The 19,104-nt window shown below is 45.5% G+C and carries 18 protein-coding genes; 13 read left to right on the top strand and 5 right to left on the bottom strand.

Annotation, left to right across the window (positions count from 1 at the left end):
* The first annotated feature begins 26 nt into the window (after positions 1-26).
* From FCL45_RS15335 to FCL45_RS15325, 3 genes are read left to right on the top strand one after another with little or no spacing between them, the layout of a single operon-like run.
* On the top strand, positions 27-818 hold the full coding sequence (locus tag FCL45_RS15335) for a methyltransferase domain-containing protein (protein WP_136796656.1): 792 nt from the start codon (positions 27-29) through the stop codon (positions 816-818).
* Complete coding sequence (gene bioD / locus FCL45_RS15330; RefSeq protein ID WP_136796657.1) at positions 815-1,519, top strand: dethiobiotin synthase; 705 nt, start codon at positions 815-817, stop codon at positions 1,517-1,519. The genes FCL45_RS15335 and bioD overlap by 4 nt, the downstream gene beginning before the upstream one ends.
* Before the next feature lie 36 nt (positions 1,520-1,555).
* On the top strand, positions 1,556-1,774 hold the full coding sequence (locus FCL45_RS15325) for a hypothetical protein (RefSeq protein ID WP_136796658.1): 219 nt from the start codon (positions 1,556-1,558) through the stop codon (positions 1,772-1,774).
* A 39-nt stretch (positions 1,775-1,813) separates the two neighbouring features.
* Here the strand turns inward: FCL45_RS15325 and FCL45_RS15320 are convergent, their stop codons facing one another.
* From FCL45_RS15320 to FCL45_RS15310, 3 genes are all read right to left on the bottom strand, one after another.
* Positions 1,814-3,187, bottom strand: a complete 1,374-nt coding sequence (locus tag FCL45_RS15320; protein WP_136796659.1) for a sigma-54-dependent transcriptional regulator — start codon at positions 3,185-3,187, stop codon at positions 1,814-1,816.
* Positions 3,184-3,711: an outer membrane protein assembly factor BamD gene (locus FCL45_RS15315; protein ID WP_136796660.1), complete on the bottom strand. Its 528-nt coding sequence runs from the start codon at positions 3,709-3,711 to the stop codon at positions 3,184-3,186. Before FCL45_RS15315 ends, FCL45_RS15320 begins: the two co-directional genes overlap by 4 nt.
* A gap of 92 nt (positions 3,712-3,803) precedes the next feature.
* A complete protein-coding gene (locus FCL45_RS15310; RefSeq protein ID WP_136796661.1) occupies positions 3,804-5,252 on the bottom strand; it encodes a sensor histidine kinase in 1,449 nt (482 codons plus the stop codon).
* Positions 5,253-5,675: 423 nt separating this feature from the next.
* Between FCL45_RS15310 and FCL45_RS15305 the strand changes: the two genes are divergently transcribed.
* Positions 5,676-6,014, top strand: a complete 339-nt coding sequence (locus FCL45_RS15305; RefSeq protein WP_136796662.1) for a hypothetical protein — start codon at positions 5,676-5,678, stop codon at positions 6,012-6,014.
* Between the two features lie 164 nt (positions 6,015-6,178).
* On the opposite strand, the gene FCL45_RS15300 is transcribed toward FCL45_RS15305, so the two are convergent.
* Positions 6,179-7,726: an L-serine ammonia-lyase, iron-sulfur-dependent, subunit alpha gene (locus tag FCL45_RS15300; RefSeq protein WP_136796663.1), complete on the bottom strand. Its 1,548-nt coding sequence runs from the start codon at positions 7,724-7,726 to the stop codon at positions 6,179-6,181.
* A gap of 218 nt (positions 7,727-7,944) precedes the next feature.
* A complete protein-coding gene (locus tag FCL45_RS15295; RefSeq protein WP_136796664.1) occupies positions 7,945-8,664 on the bottom strand; it encodes a GntR family transcriptional regulator in 720 nt (239 codons plus the stop codon).
* A gap of 916 nt (positions 8,665-9,580) precedes the next feature.
* Here FCL45_RS15295 and dctP point away from each other — a divergent pair.
* The 9 genes from dctP to FCL45_RS15250 all read left to right on the top strand — a co-directional run bounded on the left by dctP (position 9,581) and on the right by FCL45_RS15250 (position 19,048).
* Positions 9,581-10,591: a TRAP transporter substrate-binding protein DctP gene (gene dctP, locus FCL45_RS15290; protein WP_136796665.1), complete on the top strand. Its 1,011-nt coding sequence runs from the start codon at positions 9,581-9,583 to the stop codon at positions 10,589-10,591.
* Positions 10,592-10,688: 97 nt separating this feature from the next.
* Positions 10,689-11,267 carry a TRAP transporter small permease gene (locus tag FCL45_RS15285; RefSeq protein ID WP_136796666.1) on the top strand — a complete coding sequence of 193 codons (579 nt, stop codon included), beginning with the start codon at positions 10,689-10,691 and terminating at the stop codon, positions 11,265-11,267.
* Entirely contained in the window at positions 11,268-12,590 is a 1,323-nt protein-coding gene (locus FCL45_RS15280; protein ID WP_136796667.1) for a TRAP transporter large permease, read from the top strand.
* A gap of 463 nt (positions 12,591-13,053) precedes the next feature.
* Positions 13,054-14,043: an ornithine cyclodeaminase family protein gene (locus FCL45_RS15275; RefSeq protein ID WP_136796668.1), complete on the top strand. Its 990-nt coding sequence runs from the start codon at positions 13,054-13,056 to the stop codon at positions 14,041-14,043.
* 672 nt (positions 14,044-14,715) lie between these two features.
* Complete coding sequence (locus tag FCL45_RS15270) at positions 14,716-15,627, top strand: proline dehydrogenase family protein (RefSeq protein ID WP_136796669.1); 912 nt, start codon at positions 14,716-14,718, stop codon at positions 15,625-15,627.
* A gap of 118 nt (positions 15,628-15,745) precedes the next feature.
* On the top strand, positions 15,746-17,380 hold the full coding sequence (pruA, locus tag FCL45_RS15265; RefSeq protein ID WP_136796758.1) for an L-glutamate gamma-semialdehyde dehydrogenase: 1,635 nt from the start codon (positions 15,746-15,748) through the stop codon (positions 17,378-17,380).
* A gap of 59 nt (positions 17,381-17,439) precedes the next feature.
* A complete protein-coding gene (locus FCL45_RS15260) occupies positions 17,440-17,646 on the top strand; it encodes a hypothetical protein (RefSeq protein WP_136796670.1) in 207 nt (68 codons plus the stop codon).
* 59 nt (positions 17,647-17,705) lie between these two features.
* Positions 17,706-17,843, top strand: coding sequence for a hypothetical protein (locus tag FCL45_RS15255; protein ID WP_153305542.1), 138 nt, complete (start codon positions 17,706-17,708; stop codon positions 17,841-17,843).
* Between the two features lie 326 nt (positions 17,844-18,169).
* Positions 18,170-19,048 (top strand): DMT family transporter, encoded by an 879-nt coding sequence (locus FCL45_RS15250; RefSeq protein ID WP_136796671.1) that lies wholly within the window; start codon positions 18,170-18,172, stop codon positions 19,046-19,048.
* Positions 19,049-19,104 lie beyond the last annotated feature (56 nt).

The following is a 19,104-nucleotide window of genomic DNA, read 5'->3' as shown; positions in this document are numbered from 1 at the left end:
GAACGGTAAGGTCGTGATGGATTTCTATGCGTGCTGATGTAGAAACAGGAGCTGGGGTTGGAAATGCAGAGCGAATCTGCAGCTATTTCAAACGAAGTATTCCAAGCTATGAAAAAAATGCCTCTGTTCAGCAGGTCGTGGGACAGAACCTGGTTGATCAACTCACCTCTTGCAGTGATCTCAGACAGAATCGTGTTCTGGAAGTCGGTTGTTGTACCGGTTCCACTACCGCTATGCTTTGCGATTCCTTCGATATCAGAAAAATCTGGGTGAATGACCTGGTTGAAGAGTGTTGCTCTATGACCGCCGAGAGAATATGCGTACAGGTGGAAGAAGCCATAGCCTTGCCCGGTGATATCGAGTCAGTGCCGCTCCCACAATCTCTTGACCTGGTAATTTCTTCATCAACATATCAGTGGTTGAAAGATCTGGCTGCCTGTTTTACCAGGCTTGAAGCGACGTTGGCAGAAGGTGGTTTTTTTGCCTTCTGCATGTTTGGTCCCGGTACAATGAGCCAGGTACAGCAACTCACCGGGGTCGGGTTGAACTACCCGGATGAGAATAGCATCCATGCTATTGTCAGTCGACTGTTCACTATAGAACTCATTGACACGTCTCATCACCGTATATATCTGGATTCACCGCGGGAAGTACTGCGCCATATAAAGAATACCGGGGTTGGAGGAGTCTGTGGTTTTCGCTGGACTCCTTCTAAACTCAGGGCATTTGAAACCGAGTACTGTTCCCGTTTTGGCGCTGATAATGGAGTACCGGTGGATTACGCAGCCATCACGGTAATCGCGAGAAAGCTTTCATGACAAAAGAACCAGGCAAAATTATAGCAATCACAGGTATAGACACTGATATAGGCAAGACAATAGCAACTGGTCTGATTGGCAGAGGTTTATTGGAGGCCGGGAGATCAGTTATAACCCACAAGGCTGTACAAACAGGCTGTGACGATGTGAGTGAGGATATCGTGGCACATCGAAACATAATGGGTATTCCCAGGCAGCAAGTGGACCTTGACGGGAAGACATGCTCCTACCTATTTCCTGTTCCATGTTCACCGCATCTTGCTGCACGGCTTGCCAAAAAGAGCATTGACCCGAAGAAGATAACTCGTGACGCGAGGGAGCTATCTATGCATTATAAGTTTGTTTTGCTTGAGGGAGCTGGAGGCTTATTTGTTCCGCTGACAGAAGAGGTCACCTTGATTGATTATTTTTTCGAAGAAAAGGTACCTGTGATTCTGGTAAGCAGTTCACGGCTTGGCTCTCTCAATCATACACTTGCTTCTCTGGAGGCTTTGCATAACAGGAGCATGTCATTGTCCGGTGTGGTTTATAACCGCCACGATGACAGAGATTTACGGATCGCAGAGGATTCCCTGGACATGATCTCAAGTAATTTGCGGAAATATGGTTTTAACTGCCCACTTATTGAGATGTACGGGGTTGAAAACTATGAGGCACCAGGTGCCTGTCTGCCATTTTCGACACTCTGTCTGGCCGGGTGATACGATAATTTTTCAATATTAGGATAGTAAGAGAGTATGAAGCATTTGGTGAAACGTTGCCTCACTTGTCGTCATTTTCGTCCCCAAGATACTGTAGAGGGGATTTGTCGTATTGATAAAACATTGTCGCCTGATTATCCGATCATGGGGCATGAGGATGTCTGTGCCAGCTGGTTAACAGCGGGACAGCAATATTACATAAGGGCTGGCTGGGTGAAAAAGCAGCTGGAAAATAAGCAGGAAGATCAACAATAACCTGTTGAGCCCTTTTGCATCAGCGTACCCAGCCCTCTGCTATTTATAATCTGAGGGCTGGATGTCGTATTTTTTAAGCTTGTAATGGATAGATCTCCTGCTGATATCCAAAAGTTCTGCTGCACTTTTTTGTACCCCGTTGGTTTGACGCAGGGCCCTGATTATAGCTTCCCGCTCACTGTTTTCCAGTGAGAATTCACTGCCCTGATCAGGTGCCGAATCCTCTTTGCGCGATTTTGACGTCGGTTGCTCGAGCTGGAAATCTTCAGGCAGAAGAGTATTGTTTCGACAGAGCACTACACCGGCTTCAAGCGCGTTTTTCAGTTCGCGCACATTGCCCGGCCAATCGAGTTGCTCAAGCCAGTCCATGGTTGAATCAGGGATATGGACTACAGGTATGTTATAAGTGTTGCAGTGGCGTTGAACGAACATTTTGGCAAGCCTGGGAATATCCTGTCGACGTTCTCGCAGGGGGGGCAGATTGAGTGTTACTACCCTTAATCTGTAATAGAGATCCTGCCTGAATTTGCCCTCTTCGATATCAGCAGTTAAATCCGCATTTGTTGCAGCCAGAACTCTGCAGTCAATCTGCTTTTCGTCAATCGCGCCAACCCTGCGAATTTTCCTGTCTTCGAGAAATCTGAGTAGTCTATGCTGCATTTCAGAAGAGATATTGCCGATCTCATCAAGAAAAAGGGTGCCACCCTCAGCCGCTTCAATGAGGCCGGTTTTGTCCTGTATAGCGTTAGTGAAGGCACCTTTGGTATGGCCAAAGAGTTCACTTTCAAGAATGCCAGGTGGGGTTGAGCCACAGTCCACGACAATGAGTGGGCCGTTTCTTCTGGGGCTGGCGTCATGAATAGCCTTTGCTATGCACTCCTTGCCAACACCGCTCTCACCTAATATCAGTGTATTGACATCGCTGGACGCTACGCGGGAAACCATTTCTTTGATTGCGACCATAGGCTTACTGGAACCCCAGATAAAGCCAGCACTGCCTTCCTCCACATCATTAGTACCGGTTTGTGATGGGACAGTTTTTCCTGCTGCGAAGAAATCTTTTACTTTTTGAACCAGAGTTTTGCCGTCAAAAGGTTTGGTAAGATAATCCAGGGCGCCGGATTGAACAGCGGTCACTGCTTCAGGGATATTTCCGAAGGCAGTGAGAAAAATCACCGGTAATCCCGGGGACTTTTGCTGCATCTCTGCATATAGTTCTATACCGCTCATGCTCGGCATTTTTACGTCGGATATAACGAGATCGATCTGTTCGCTGGTCAGTAATGCCAGGGCTGTCTGGCCATTTGTGGCCTTATGGGTACGAAAACCCGCAGCACTGAATCGTGCATCGAGTACTTCGAGGATATTGGTGTCGTCATCGACAAGTAGCAGGGTGTATTTGGTACTGCTCATAGTGGTTTTCTCTTTTCCTGGATTTGCTGGTCGATGGCTTCAAGCTGTGAAATCTGATGCTGCAGGGTTTTAACGTCTTCCTGTAACTCACCGATCTGCATTTTCTGATTTGCGACAATCCGCCGCAGTGACTGTTGCTGGCCGGCCATATTTTTGGAGCCAACTTCCAGGGCTTTTTTCAAAACATCTGGGTCTTCACCGTACATGAGTTTGGGATAACTGGTTTTCCATTCTTCGAGAAGCCCTACCGCCGACATGAATTGACTGGTGTTTTGAGCAGTAATGATCCGGGTACTGGCGAGATAGTAGAGCGCGGTGTTCTTTGCCTCTTTGGTGCTATTACCGTCATAGACCTCGGAAAATATTTTTTCCGCTTCCTGGTACTTTCCTGCTGCAAAGGCCTTCTCACCTAATTTGATCTGATGAGAATCAGGGTTCAGGTGATGCATTAAGGGCACGGAGCCGCAACCTGAGAGGATGAGAGGCAGCAATATGACGAAAAAAATATAAGTATATAATCTCATAGTCCGCTCGTGAAAATTGATAAGTTTTGTATATGTGGCTCTAATTTCTGACAATACCATGCTGACAGTATGATTAAGGCTCAGTTGTTCAATTATTGCACTGGCAGGGTAACTGAGAAAGTGCAGCCATTGCCGGAATTGTTGGTTACGACAATTGTCCCCCCGAGCGCATCGATAATCTTTTTAGATATGTAGAGACCAAGACCCATACCGTCCATGTGCTTGCGAACAATCTTACTTCGATAGTATCTGTTGAATATCAATGGGATTTCTTCTTCTGCGATACCGGGGCCTTCATCTGATACGCCCACGTGAACATACCCTGATTTTGACTTTTTGAGAATAGCAATGCGAATATGACCACCCTGAGGGGAAAATTTAACAGCATTGCTAATAATATTAATAAAAACTTGTTGCAGCTCTTTTCGATTTGCCAAAATGATATCTGACTTGCTGGTAAAATCATGATCAATGGTGATTCCATTCTTGTCGGCGGCAGAGGTAACGCTGGCGGCACATTTTGCAACGAGAGGCATGAGGTCTATCTCCTCCTTGTTGCCTTGGCCATGAAGGGCATCAAGCCTGGAGACATCCATAAGATGGTGTAGAAGTTCTGTAATTCGAATAAGTTCAGATTCCGCAATAGCCAGAAACTTCCTCTGCTTTTCATTGATTTTCCCAAGTATCTCATCATGCATCATACTCACAGACTCTTGTATAGTGGAGAGAGGTGTGCGAATTTCATGGCTGAGTGTAGCAATAAAATCGGAGCGAAGACTTTCCTGTTCGTGGAGTTCGAGACTCATTTCATTGTAGGCAGTAGCGAGATCTTGAAATTCATCTTTCGAGGTAACCTTAAGCCGCTTTGAGAAATCTCCCTTTGAAAGTGTTTTCAATCCTTCAGTCAGCTGTCCCAGAGGGATAAGAATTGATTTAGAAAGAAATATTACAGCAAAAAAAGCTGTAATAACAGCTATTCCAAAACATATCATTCCGTTTCTTGTGGCCTGGAGAGTACGATCGTGAATTACGGTCATTGACTCTGAAATATGATCCTGATTCAGATCACGGAGCTGCACTAAGAGTGATAACCAGCCATTCAGGGTGTCTTCATCTATCCAGGCGATAGTCTCAGGATGTTCAAGGCTGGCAAAACCCATGACATTGACGTGCTCCGCATACTCCTCGAGAAAGTCGACAAAAGGAGCTGGGGCTTTGTAGCCAAGCGAAGAAAGTTGACTGATGGTGAGCAGGCTGCTGTCGAATGTGGTACGGGCGGATTCAAAGTATTCCCTGTACATTTCGCGACTTAGCAGGTTGAACTTTTTGGCGTTGGAATCCATTTCAAGCAAGTCCTCAATCAGAATTTTAGACTGGATGGATACCACATTGTTGATGCGTACTATTTCCTCCGAGAGGGTTGCCATATGTCGGATATGTAGAAAAACATGGACAATGGTGCCGTAGAAAATCAGTACGAAAATCAGCAATAGAATGGCAAGCCTGGCTGTGATAGGGATTCTTGGCAATACGGTTTTCAAGTGGACCTCATATGACAGAAATAAAACAGTGCTGATATCTTGATACGCAATATGCAGGTGTTTTGGCGATAGTAGATGAGGAATTTAACAGGTACGGGAGTTGAAAGCGAGCAAAGAGCATCTGTAAAACAACATCACTGAAGTTGTTTTACAGTTATGCAGTCTTCAATTGAATAATTCATTGAATAAGGTCCTGCCACAGATACTTGAAATTGCACACCAGGGGGTGAGATTTGCACGTTATCTGCAGTCAGTGAATGGTGTCCGTTGGCCAAACTATTGAAATTTCTAAACATGAGATGATGGCATGCAATTTGCTACAAGGTTATGAGATTGCAAAGCCTGTGAATGTAATTTGCAAAAGGGCATAAAGATAACCGGGAATTATAGTGAAATAGCCAGCAAAAAGTCGGAGCGGAGATAGTGGAAAATATTCAAATACAAGCAGTAGTAAAGGCATTGTTTCTCTGCACTGCAGTCATCCTGACTGCCGCGCCACTACATGCTCAGTCGGTGCGGAGTATGACTGAAAACTCTGTGGTGGTCTTTGAATCCAGTCTTCAGCGAATTCAGAAAACTTTGACTGGTGTGGTTGGCAAAATTGGTGATTCACTATTCCTGGAGACCGCAGAAGGTGCATTTCGCATCAGAGGTCTCAGTCTGGACGAGATAGTAGGAAAAAAGGTTAATCTAACCGGTGTGGTTAAGAAAAATGAGGAGGAACGGATTATTTATGTAGCAAAAGCAGAAGTACAAGAGTGAACCGCTTGAGCGGTAAACTCTATTTGCGGGTGCGGTAGGTTCCGCATGCGCATTTTGACTTAACGGTCACCTGGGGTAAAGAGGCCATCCTTGAAAGGATGGCCTCTTTTTTTTTGAAAAAGACCTAATCCATTAGCAGGAAGGTACATTTCTCACTGATGTTATCAGTTTAACCTCTGATCGAGTTTTTGGGATACTGGGGTGAGCGACAGCCCTCCTAATCCTGTACAGCGCAATTCATGAGGGATTGCCCGGCCAACAGCATCCATTGTTTGTACGACATCATCAAAATCAACGACATGGTCAAATCCTGCCAGGGCTATGTTGGCTGCAGAAAGCCCATTGCTGGCCGCAAGTATATTTTTGCCAAGGCATGGAACTTCCACACGGTTGGCAACAGGATCGCAGACCATGCCAAAACTGTTTTGCAGGGCAATGGAGGCAGCGGCGAGGGAGGTGTTGTAGTTCCCCCCCATCATTGACACCATTGCTGCAGCGATCATGCCGGAGGAGACGCCGCACTCAGCCTGGCAGCCACAAATTTCGGCAGAGAATGTGCTCTTGGTTGCAACAAGTACTCCTATGGCACCAGCAGCAAGGAGTGCCCTGACTTTTGCATGTCTGTCCAGATTCATAGAGTCTGCAGCAGCTATAACTGTTCCTGGCAGCCCACCGCAGGAGCCGGCAGTGGGTGCAGCGACTATAACTCCGAGTGAACTTTTAACTTCCATTAAAGCTGTAACATACGGTATGACCCGGTTGAGCACTCCGAGATCCAGCAAGGTGCCTGCAGCTTCACATTTGAGATACATGCCTGATTGGTAGCCAAGTATTCTGTCTTCATAATCGGTACCCTGCAAACCGCTTTGAATTGATTTTTCGAGTATTTCGACAATATCAGTCATTTGGGCAAGAACGTCTTCCTGACTGACGTTGCCGCGTTGCGATTCATAATGAAGTGCCAGGTCGGCAAGATCGGTTATTCCATGTTTATCCGCATAACCTGAAAGTTCAAGAGCGTTGGCAAAAGGTACAGACGTTTTCGTGGAGGTGAGAATAGGCAGAACCGGAGAAAGTGGCCTGACCTTTGAGACACTGCTCAAACTGGAAAGTTTTTCGAGGAATACACCGTCAAAAGGTGTTTCCTGTCGGGCAAAGCAGATAGTCTCATCACTGTTATTGCCGGTAATGTGCTCTATATTGGCGTCGTTTAACAATTCCAGCAATTCTGAATCAGCTGAATCGGTCCAGATAACGATAGCGTGGCTATCGCCGTAAAAGGATATCGGCACGTCGTCGATAGCTATTAATTCAATCATCCCTCCACCTAGAGATATCGCCACCATGTGGTGCTGTTCCTTCCCATTTCGAAGGCTGAGGTTGTAAGTGTTGGGATGCGGATCGCCGAAGTTGTCGTTGATATATGTGATGGTCAATCCTGATTTTTGTAACTCTTCTTTATAATTGACAAGGCGAGCATCATCGGCTGTAAAACCTAATAAACCGCCACAGAGCCCCATGTCAGAACCTTGTGAAATGTAAGTAGTTGGTAGAGAGCCGGACAGGTCAAAACGAACAGTCACTTTGTCGAGTTCTCCGCCCATCAGCTCTTTGCCAATTTGGCCAATGCGCACTGCCGCAGCACTGTGTGAACTCGAAGGGCCACGCATAACAGGTCCTATGACATCGTTCAGTATGCTTGGGATATGCATTCTCTGGATACTCCTCATTGCAATTGATGATCAGGAAAATTAATCAGTAATCTATCTATAGTAATCAGGTAATAGAATATTATTCAACAACCACCGCGTTGGCTAAGTTCCACAGGGTTGAATCCTTATGGAAAGAAGGGCAAGAGCACAACCAGTGCCCCAGTAAGGCGATCTTACTATCTGAAGAAACCAACGCTAAACGAGCATGTAACAGCGGATTAATGGGTATTTATCTGAATATGCTCAGAAAGCTTTTGGGAAAGAAAGCGAATAAAACGGTGATCAAACTTTTCGGCATGGCTTTGTGCAAGTTTTTCAGCCCGAAGAGCGTCTTTGCCTTCAATTGCGTCGATAAGTTCCTGATGTTCAGAAATTTCCTTCTCCTCCAATTCCCACCCTATATATTCCAAGTGCATGTGGTGCATCCGCATTCCTTCGTTTAATAGGCGCTTATAGGCAGTGGTGAAATATGGATTGCAGGACGCCACACTGATGGAAAGATGAAACTCCATGTTGGCTTCAATGGTAGAGGTATCGTTTTGGCCTAAAGTTTCGAGAAAATGCGATTGCGCCTTTTTTATCTCTTCCAGTTGTCCCGTATTTCTCTGAATCGCAGCCAGATAGTGCGTGGTGCGTTGAAGCAGACTCAGGGCATCGAGGTATTTGGGGATAAGGAGCAGATCAAATGGTGCAACCAGAGTTGAACGATTTGGGAGGGTCAAAACCAAACCTTCTCCTGAAAGCCTGATCAAGGCCTCTCGAACAGGTGATCTGGAGGTGTTGTATTTGGATGCAAGTTTCGTCTCGTCCAGTGGTTTGCCGGGCCTTAGAGCTAGAGTGAGTATCTCTCTCCTGAGGTTCTGATAAATTTGAAGACCTCTTTCTCCTCGAACACGTTTTTCTGGCTGATTTCCATTTTGGGGAGCTGATTCTGTCATCACATTTCTGTTCTTTCTGTTCACTCAAGCGCACAAAGTGTTTTGAAATCTGTCTGGTTCATAGGTTGATTTAACGACTTATAGCTGCAAAAGCGGATCAATGTACAGCATGTCGACACGGTGTCAACACAAAACGGCGGGGAGTACAGGCAGGGATGTTGGCAACAATAATGTTGGGGGTTGAGGGGACGATTCTAATAGCAAGTGATTACGGCAAAATTAGTGACTGACTTCAAGTTGAATTCAGTTCAGAAGTCTTGAGTCGAACTGGTAAGATGTTGTTCTTCTGTGATCCGACAGATCCACAGAAGGTTGTTGTCGGATTTAACAGGAGCAATTTACAGGGGGGTGAGTCGATAAAAATACCAATATTTAGAAAATGGTTACCCAGCATGATGAATTTTTGCATTTTTTTTTTGGGTGAAACATTGCTGAATTATCAAGTAGTTAAAATGGTATACAACAATTGTCGACTACCCAACTTCTTAATAAAACAATGAAAAATCTTGACTGTAGCGATTCAGCAAGTTTAAAGTGCACGTGTCGACATGATGTATCCTGACTACCTCAAAATGTTAGAATGTCAGGGGGAATCGATTAATTGGTACACTTTTTGAAATCTTAGGCGATTTTTTCCATTGTCGGGTGTAGAAATACGTCTTGCGATGGAGGCTGTAATGAGCACTGACAACGCATCGAGATGTTTGAATCTGAATGCTCCGGGGAAATACAGGCACCGACACCAGTTTCCTTTATTAGGGTGGGGAGATGATGATTGAAGCAATTGCTTGTTCGTGGCAATATGTGCGATGTTTAAACTGAGATTTCTGCACTGTATCAATGTTATAGTGGGTAGGTGTGGGTTATGTATTAGACATAATCCGTTTTTATAGAGCAAAACAAAGGAGAGAAGTGAATGAGTTCTAAATTCAAGTCTGTTGTTTGTATCGCCCTGGCAAGTACACTGCTTGCATTTGGTGGTTCAGCTTTCGCTAAGCCGGAGATGGTACTCAAGTTTGCCGGACAGAATGCTTCTGATCATCCAGCCAGTAAGATGATGGAAGATGTTGCGAAAGAGATTGCGGAGAAGACCGACGGCCGCATCGAGGTAAAAGTATACCCTGCTAACCAGCTTGGTGATTACAGCCTGGTATATGAAGAGCAGATTCGTGGCACCATCGATATGTCATGTATCTCTGTTCCTAGCCAGTTCGATCCACGCATGGAACTGATTTACATCAACGGTTTTGTTGGTGACTACGATGACGTGAAGAACGTTCTCGCGCAGGACGGATGGCTCTTCGGTAAAATGAATGAGTTCAACGAGAGACTTGGCGTCAAGCTTCTCGGCTTCTTCGTTGAGGGTATGATTGGTACCGGTACCACCAAGCCTGCAAAAGATCCTTTGAATCCTGCTGCTGATCAGGGCGTTCTCGTTCGTGTGCCTAACATGGATGTTTACAAACTGGCTGCAGAGGCAATGGGTTACAGAACTGTAACCGTGCCGTATTCTGACGTTTACCAGGCGATCCAGACTGGCGTTGTTGATGGCGTTAATGGTTATCCGACCGCAGCTGCTTACACCGCTCTTGGCGATGTAATCAAGCACTGGTATGCAACCAACTATTCCATGGAGATCCTCAATTTCATGATCAGCGGCCAGACCTGGGCGAAGATCAGTGCTGCAGATCAGGCAGTAATTCAGGATATCCTCTCCCGTGCTACCATCAGTAGTATTGAAAACGCTAAGAGCGTTGATGAGCATTACATGAACCTCATGAAAGAGAAAGGCATTGAGGTTGTTACTTACAGCAAGGAAGAGCTCGCTCCAATGATGAAGGCTGTTGCTGAGACTTGGCCAAAGCTTGAGAAAAACATGACCAAGGAACTCATGGACGAATTCAGAACCGAGCTCGCTCCTAAGTAATCCGATAGTTCATCTGCATTTGTTTTTACCAATAAAATGAGGCCCAGAGGCAGAGTACGCTCTCTGGGCCTCATGATGCTTGAGAGGGAGCTAGTTTGTGTCAGATAACAAAATAGAAACTCAATGCACTAACACTTCTGATTGCATAAATCTTTTTAATGCCCCAAGAAATCTTTTTGACCGGATAGCTATTGGTTCATTCTCCGCTATTTGCTTCGCGGCCACTGCAGCTCTGACCTTGATTATTTGTGCCGCGACCTTTTTCCGCTATGTCGTGCAAGGTGACCTGTACGGATATGAGGAATGGGTTAAAATTCTGGCTTTCTGGCTCTATTTTCTCGGTGCAGCCATCGGCGCCTATAATCGCACTCACGTTTCAGCAGATCTTGTAAATGCGTACCTGTCATACGGAACACTTAAAAACTCATTGATATTCCTGAGGAACTTGATAACTGTCAGCGTTTGCCTCCTTTTTGTCTGGTACGGCTGGGAATTCTTCATGTTTGGTTACGCTGGTCCGCTCGGAACTGGAATTGCTATTCCTAAAACCACCGTATGGAGGATACCTTTCTGGGTTGGCTATCTTTCCGTCTTCCTGGGGCTTGCTTTTATGGCTTACTACTTCATGAGAGATCTTATTCAAAGCGCCCGTGCACTTTTCAGGAGGGCAAGATAAATGATTTTTATAGCCCTGATAATCCTCGTATTTTGTCTGATTATTGGTGTACCTGTGCCAGTAAGCTTTATGGCCTCTGCGGCCTGGTTGATTTTCTTCGGCGGTCCAGGTGGAGAAGGGTATGCCGCCTCGCAGCTGCTACCCTACGGTTATGCTCAGATGAATTCCGTTTCACTCCTTGCTATCGCTCTTTTTATCGCCGCAGGCGGCATTATGGAACGAGGCAAGATTGGTGAGAAACTTATTGATTTTGTCGATGTTTTTGTAGGTCACCTAAAGGGTGGACTGGGAATAGTAGCTACAATCTCCTGTGCAATTGTTGGCTCAATCTGTGGCGCTGCATGTGCGACCCTTTCCTGTGTCGGCTCCATCATGATTCCGCGTTTTGAGGCAGAAGGATACCCGAGAGGTCTTGTTGCCGCTCTGTTGGCCAACGCCTCCCTCCTGGGTTTACTCATACCGCCGAACGCTACCCTTATTATCTTTGCCTGGATCAGTGGCCAATCAGTTCTGGCCTGTTTCCTGGCAACAGTAATTCCTGGATTTATTACTATCATTCTGATCTGTTCAGCGAATCGCTGGTTGCTGCGAAAAAATACTGAAGTATTGGCTGCAGCTAAAACAGACAGAACTACCGCAGACAAAGTTCGACTTTTCCAAACCAGAGGAAAGCAGGCATTGCCGGCACTCATGCTGCCGTTTATCGTGCTCGGCGGTATTTACGGCGGTATTATGACGACCACCGAGGCGTCGGCGATGGCAGTTCTCTACGCAATCCCAGTCGGCATGTTTGTCTATAAAGGGCTTACACTGAAAGGTACCTATAAGATTATCGTAGAAACCGCAGTGACCACAGGCGTTATTATGGTAATGCTCTATTCTGTTGCCATGCTGAGCCGGTTGTATATCCTTGAAGATTTGCCGGGTGTATTGCTTGGGGTGTTTTATGCTGTTTCAAGTGATCCGCTGATGATTATGTTCATGATTAATATCTTTCTGGTAATCATGGGCATGTTGATGGATGACATCAGTGTTGTTGTACTTACAACTCCTATTCTGATGCCAATCATTATTGAGTTGGGCTTTAACCCCATTCACTATGCTGCGATTGTCGGTGTTAATACCGGTCTCGGTTGCATTACTCCACCTGCGGCACCAGTTCTTTATCTCTCTGGACGATTAGGTGGTGCACCAATCGACGAGATGATGAGACCATGCTTATGGTTTATTGTATTGTGTTGGGTCCCGGTACTTTTCGTAACGGTATTTTTCCCTAAAATCTCTCTGTTCCTGCCCCATTTCATCATGGGCGTACCGTGGTAGTATTACGTATGAATTTTTATAGGAATCTCTTTGCAATACTGTGCTTTGCCTTTTTCCTGGCAGCAATAACCACCGGAGCACCCTGGGCGTATCTGGTTGCTATGTTGTTTGCAATTTTGTCACGCACTGCAGAGAAAAGAGGATGGCCTGACCCGTTTTAAGGTGTTGCATCAGATCCTCTGATCAAAATATTTCCGCACCAGACAGTCCTCATTTGTAAATAATCTTCTCTCTGCTAAAACCAGGGAGGAGATTATTTGCTTTCGTACAAAACAAGTTTTCCCTTATCTTATCCGGCATAAGTTCTAAGCTGCCATAGAGTTTAGCTCTGATTTAACAGTTACCTGTCGGCAATGGAGCAACAAAGGAATTGGATTGATATAGAAGTGGTCCATGAATGCATATTTTCTGAAAAAGTAGTTTAGTCACCCTTCAATTTAAAAAAATTTAACTAGGTTTAATCATGCAAGGTAATACCATACGCTATTTTTCGGGCAAAGATATCAGGCAAATCCTGAGCATGGAAAAGTGTATTGAGGCAATGAAGATCGCCTTCAGTGCACTCAGCAGTGATCAGGCGGTTGTGCCGGTTCGCTCAAGGCTGGAACTTGAGGCTGATAACGGCAATGCGCTATTTATGCCATCCTACATGCCGGGTTTGCATAGAGTTGGCCTTAAAACAGTCACGAATCACAAAGAAAACAGCACTAAAGGCTTACCTATTGTTCATGCCATGATGATGCTATTTGATTCAAGCAATGGTGAGCCACTGGCAATTATGGATGGAGAAGCTTTAACCGCTTTGAGAACCGGTGCCGGTTCTGGATTGGCGACCAGTTATCTTGCACGAAAAGATGCTAAAGTGGTTTCTATATTCGGCCCCGGGGCCCAGGGAGAAGCTCAGCTTGAGGCTGTATGCGCTGTTAGGTCGATAGAGCAAGCATATGTGTTTGGCAGGAATCAAAAAAAGTCTGAGGACTTTGCCAGGAAAATGGCAGAAACGCTTAACATCAGTGTGCTGGTTGCGGATTCGATGGAATATCTTGAAGCCTCTGACATTGTTTGCACCGCTACGCCGTCTTCAACGCCTCTTTTTGATGATAAGCATATCAGGCCTGGAACCCATATCAATGCAGTTGGTGCGTATAAAACTGATATGATCGAAATCCCCCCTGCCACCGTTGCCAGGGCAACGGTGGTCGTGGATCAAAGAGCCGCGTGTCTTGCCGAGGCTGGCGACATTGTTCAACCAATTATGTCGGGACTTATCGCTGAGAGCCACATTCATGCCGAACTCGGTCAACTCGCAAATGGAACACTTCCAGCTCGACAAAGTGAGCAGGAGATAACATTTTTCAAATCTGTAGGGGTAGCGGTTCAAGATCTGGTAGCCGCTGACCTCCTTTTGAAAAGCGCCCTGGAAACCGGTGAGGGGCTTGAATTGAACCTGTAGTATACGTTTTCAGGTAGCTCGGTTGATGTTCATGAAAGGGTTGCTTCTTAAGAAGTAACCCTTTCTTGTTTTCCGAACAGATAACGTGAAACTGTGTGGATCGACCAGTCATAAACGATTAGAAAATGAGGTAATTCACATGGGCTGAATTAGCTCACTTTGAAGCTCCAAAAGGTATCCATGGCTCAAAATTGCCAGAGAAGAAGCATTACGCTGGTGTTTGGTATCGCGAAATGATGCTCTATAATGAAGAGTGAGTGCTGCTCCATCAAAACCCTATCTGCCTGAAAATACGGTCTCGATACAGTGCGGTCGACCCGGACTCATGCTTGGGATATGCCTTGACTCTGGCTATGGGGAAGCTGGTGATTGTTAGATTTGGTGATAGAAAGAAGACTATGTCTGAGCAATAGTGAAAAATATATTGACATTATACAAACCTATAGCGTACTTATTCTGCACGCAGAGATTGTATACAAATGAAGTGTGCTATTGAAAAAAGATGCTGTGTTTAATATTGTCACACTGTTTTGCTAAGTAACTCTGTCCCCCACCGGCAGTTATCCGGTGAATGTCACGTATGCATTGTTCCGGTAACCAGAGATGTTGCCGGGCTGCCCCAGGTCGCGGCTGTTTGCCGTTCTGTCAATTCAATTCAACTGGTAGAAAGTTATGATCAACAAGCTTATTTCTCAAATTTTGCCGTTTATGCCCAAAAAGTTGGTGTGGTTGTTCTCTAAGGAATACATTGCTGGTGAGACAATTGAAGAGGCGATAGTAAATGCCAAGAAACTCAATGATATGGGGATATTGACAACCATAGACGTTCTAGGTGAGTTTATTACTACCCTTGAAGAGGCTGAGGCGAACAAGCAGGAATATCTTGAAGTGATCGAAAAAGCCGAGGCCGCTGGCGTTGACGGCAACTACTCACTTAAACCTACTTTCTTTGGTCTGCTTATTGACCAGGAAGTTGCATATCAGCATATCCGTGAAGTTGTCGCCAAAGCAGCAGAATATGACAACTTCGTTCGCATTGACATGGAAGATTCTCCTTGTACCGACATGTCTATAGCATTGCTTCGCAGGATTAAAGCCGAGTTCCCCAAAAATGTAGGTCTTGTTTTTCAGTCGTATCTTAAGCGGACCCATGATGACATCGCGAGCCTTAAGGATCTCAACAGCGAGGAAATCCCGCTCAATTTCCGAATTTGCAAAGGAATTTATAACGAGCCTGCAGAAATTGCGTATAAGCAGTATGAGAACATCAACAAGCACTTCCTTGAGGATGTTGAGTACATGATGCAGAACAAAATGTATCCTGCGATTGCAACCCATGATAAGCCCCTTGTTGAAGGTTCTCTTGAGCTTATTAAAAAGTACAATGTTCCAAAAGACATGTATGAATTCCAAATGCTCTACGGCGTTACCCCTGCACTGCGTAAGTCAATTGTCGATGGGGGGCATAAAATGAGAGTTTATGTACCGTTCGGCAAGCAGTGGTTTGGATACTGTACCAGACGCCTGAAAGAGAACCCGGCAATGGCCGGCGTAATTATCAAGGCGCTGTTTAAGAAAGGATAATAGCAGGAATTAGATAAAATCACGGCCTGGCCCATGGTCAGGCCGTGCAAATGATTATATTCAAAAGACAAAGAGGTGGAGCAGGGCACTAAAATACTGAAAAGAAAGGGGTGTAATGATGAATCTGTTGAATAACGCCATAATACGAACCCCCACGCCTGTAAACGAACCAATTTATAATTACGCTCCAGGTACAAATGAAAGAACCCTCCTGAAAAAAGCTCTTGAGCGGATGGGCAAGGAGACAATCGATATTCCTGTGATCATTAACGGACAGGAATACAGAACTGGCCAGACCGGTCAGGTGGTTATGCCCCATGATCACAAAAAGGTCATGGCTACCTATCACAAAGCAGGGTCAGATGAGGTGCAAGCCGCCATCGACGCTGCCGTAAAGGCACATAAAGACTGGCGTAGACTGCGCTGGGAAGAACGATGTGCGATATTCCTCAAAGCGGCAGATCTGCTTGCTTCCAAGTATCGGTATGAAATAAATGCCGGTTCTATGCTTTCCGCAGGAAAAACAGTTTTTCAGGCAGAAATAGATGCAGCCTGCGAGCTCATAGATTTTCTCCGGTTCAACGTCTATTTTGCTGAAAAAATCTATGCAACTCAGCCCGATTCCTCGCCAGGTGTCTGGAATTTTGTCCAGCACAGACCTCTTGAAGGATTTGTTTTTGCCGTAACCCCATTCAACTTTACAGCAATAGCCGCGAATCTGCCGACAGCGCCAGCGATTATGGGGAACACCGTTGTCTGGAAACCTGCCTCTTCACTGGTATATACACCGTATCTGTTCATGAAAATTCTGGAAGAGGCTGGAATGCCGCCGGGGGTCATAAATTTCGTGCCTGGCAGCGGTTCAGCTGTTGGGGAGATTTGTCTCAACGACCCGAATCTGGCAGGTGTTCATTTCACAGGTTCAACGGCAGTATTTCAGAAAATGTGGAAAACCATCGGCAATAATATTGCCAACTACAAATCATACCCTCGCATTGTTGGTGAGACTGGTGGTAAGGATTTCATCTTTGCACACTCCTCTGCCGATGCCTCAGAACTTGTTACCGCTATGGTACGAGGTGCGTTTGAATATCAGGGCCAAAAGTGCTCCGCAGCGAGTAGGGCCTACATTCCTGCAAGTTTGTGGAGTGAAGTCAAACCTCTGTTACTCACGGAGATCGAATCGATCAAGATGGGACCGACTACAGATTTAAGCAATTTTCTCAGCGCAGTAATTGATAGAAATGCTTTTGAAACCATCAGGGACTATATTGCTTATGCCAGAGAAAGCACTGGTGGAGAGATTCTTATTGGCGGTGGCTGTGACGACAGTGTCGGTTATTTTATTGAACCTACTGTGATTATTGCAAGCGACCCTCAATACAAGACAATGGTGGAGGAGATCTTTGGCCCGGTTTTAACTGTCTTTGTCTACCAGGATGAGGAATTTGAAAAAACACTTGAGATTTGCGATTCTTCTACAATGTACGGCCTAACCGGGGCAATTTTCTCAAGAGACAGGTTAGCGACAAGTTTTGCTCTTGAGAAACTTGAGAATGCAGCCGGCAATTTTTACATCAACGACAAGCCCACAGGCGCTGTGGTTGGTCAGCAGCCATTTGGTGGAGGCAGGGCATCAGGTACCAATGACAAGGCCGGGGCAATGACCAACCTTCTTCGATGGGTTTCACCCAGAACTGTAAAAGAGACCTTTGTACCGCCGGTACAATACAGGTACCCCTATATGGACTGATTCCTTTTGTTTTTATAGTGTAATCTGCACACCTCCTGGGAAATGGGAAATGGAGGTGCTTGCCGCTCAGCCCTGCATCCCTGACAATTCCTCTTTTCAGTGAGATGAGTGTGGCCAAAATAGAGTGGTTGGCCTTCATTTTCAAAGAAGACCAGGGCATGTTCCAAGGCATCTGTCATACCCCTCACTGCCGTCTTGATGAGCGTGACTGCTGGAACAGGGTTGGCGAGTTGCTCGATTTCTTCAATTTACGTGAGCATGAGTAAGCGCCGCGTCAGGTTCACTGTCGTATGGTATACAGCACTGGGTTGAGATGGCATAAGCCATGGCCACTGAGACAGGCGTACGTATTCCTGATGAGCCTGGAGTGATGGTTCTGCAGGTTAAATACAACGGCAGGGATGCGTTGACACTCGCTGATCCGGGACAGGTACTCAAGGCTGGTAAAATTGTAATCTCATAAAGCTCTGCGGGGCTTCTCGCCTAAGCGAAAAATACAGGAAGTGTCCCTGGAAATGTAAATATGGGGGCCATAGAGTTTTCTTTATTGTTTTCAAAACAGTAGTATACTATCGGTTCAGCTGGTCTATAAAACCTGCCGCAAGGAGCGACGTATTTACCCCTTGTGGCAGGTTTGTTGTTCCGGCAGTAATTTCTCACGAAAATTGAGTTACGGGTGCATGAAAAATTCAAACATTCATGGGGAATTACGGAATACCAGAGGGGAATGGGCGTGAGTACAATCAGGAAACAGAATGACTCTGAGTTTTTTAACCAGGAAAGAAAAATATGACCAGACAAGGCAGGGCGTATTGTTATGCATTGGCAACAGTGGGATTATGGTCCACTATCGCCACTGCCTGTAAACTATCGCTCAACTATATCAAGCCGGCAGAGCTGGTATTCTTCAGTTCTATTGTTTCATGCCTGGTATTGCTAATGGTACTTATCATACAGAAAAAGTTGCCCTTGCTTGCGACTATGAAGTGGTCGGATTGGTTTCTGTCAGCCAAACTGGGGATGCTCAACCCATTACTTTACTATCTTGTGTTATTCAAAGCGTATGATCTGCTGCCGGCTCAACAAGCCCAGCCTTTGAATTATACCTGGGCTATCACGCTTTCCATACTCTCTGTGCCGCTTCTGGGGCATAAGCTTTCCAGAGGGCAGTTGTTGGCAATCACCATCAGCTATTTTGGGGTATTGGTAATCTCGACTAATGGCAATCTGTTCTCGTTTTCCATGGAAAGTCCATTTGGCATCTTCCTGGCGTTGCTTTCGACAATTTTCTGGGCCCTCTATTGGATCGGTAACACCAGAGATTCACGTGACCCTGTCGTTGGGCTGCTTATGAATTTCATTTGCGCAGTGCCGATGATAGCGTTGTATTTATTGGTTACTCAAGGAATGAGCATACCTGACATGAGAGGATTGGCAGGGGCGGTTTATATAGGTGTATTTGAGATGGGAGTGGCATTTCTACTCTGGTTGACAGCAATGAAATTAACTGAAAATACAGCCAGAATAGCTAATCTCATCTTTGTTTCACCATTTCTCTCTCTGATATTTATCTACTTTATCCTTGGCGAAAAAATCATGATATCCACCTTGGTCGGATTGTTTTTTATTGTTGCCGGACTTATCATTCAAACCAGGGCAAAAAATTGAGTCGAAAAGAGTCGTAAACAGGAAAAACTAAGCCGAGCAATTTACATGGGTTTAAA

The sequence above is a fragment of the Desulfosediminicola ganghwensis genome, from assembly GCF_005116675.2.
Lineage (GTDB): Bacteria > Desulfobacterota > Desulfobulbia > Desulfobulbales > Desulfocapsaceae > Desulfopila > Desulfopila ganghwensis.
This window is presented reverse-complemented; position numbering and strand designations above follow the sequence as displayed.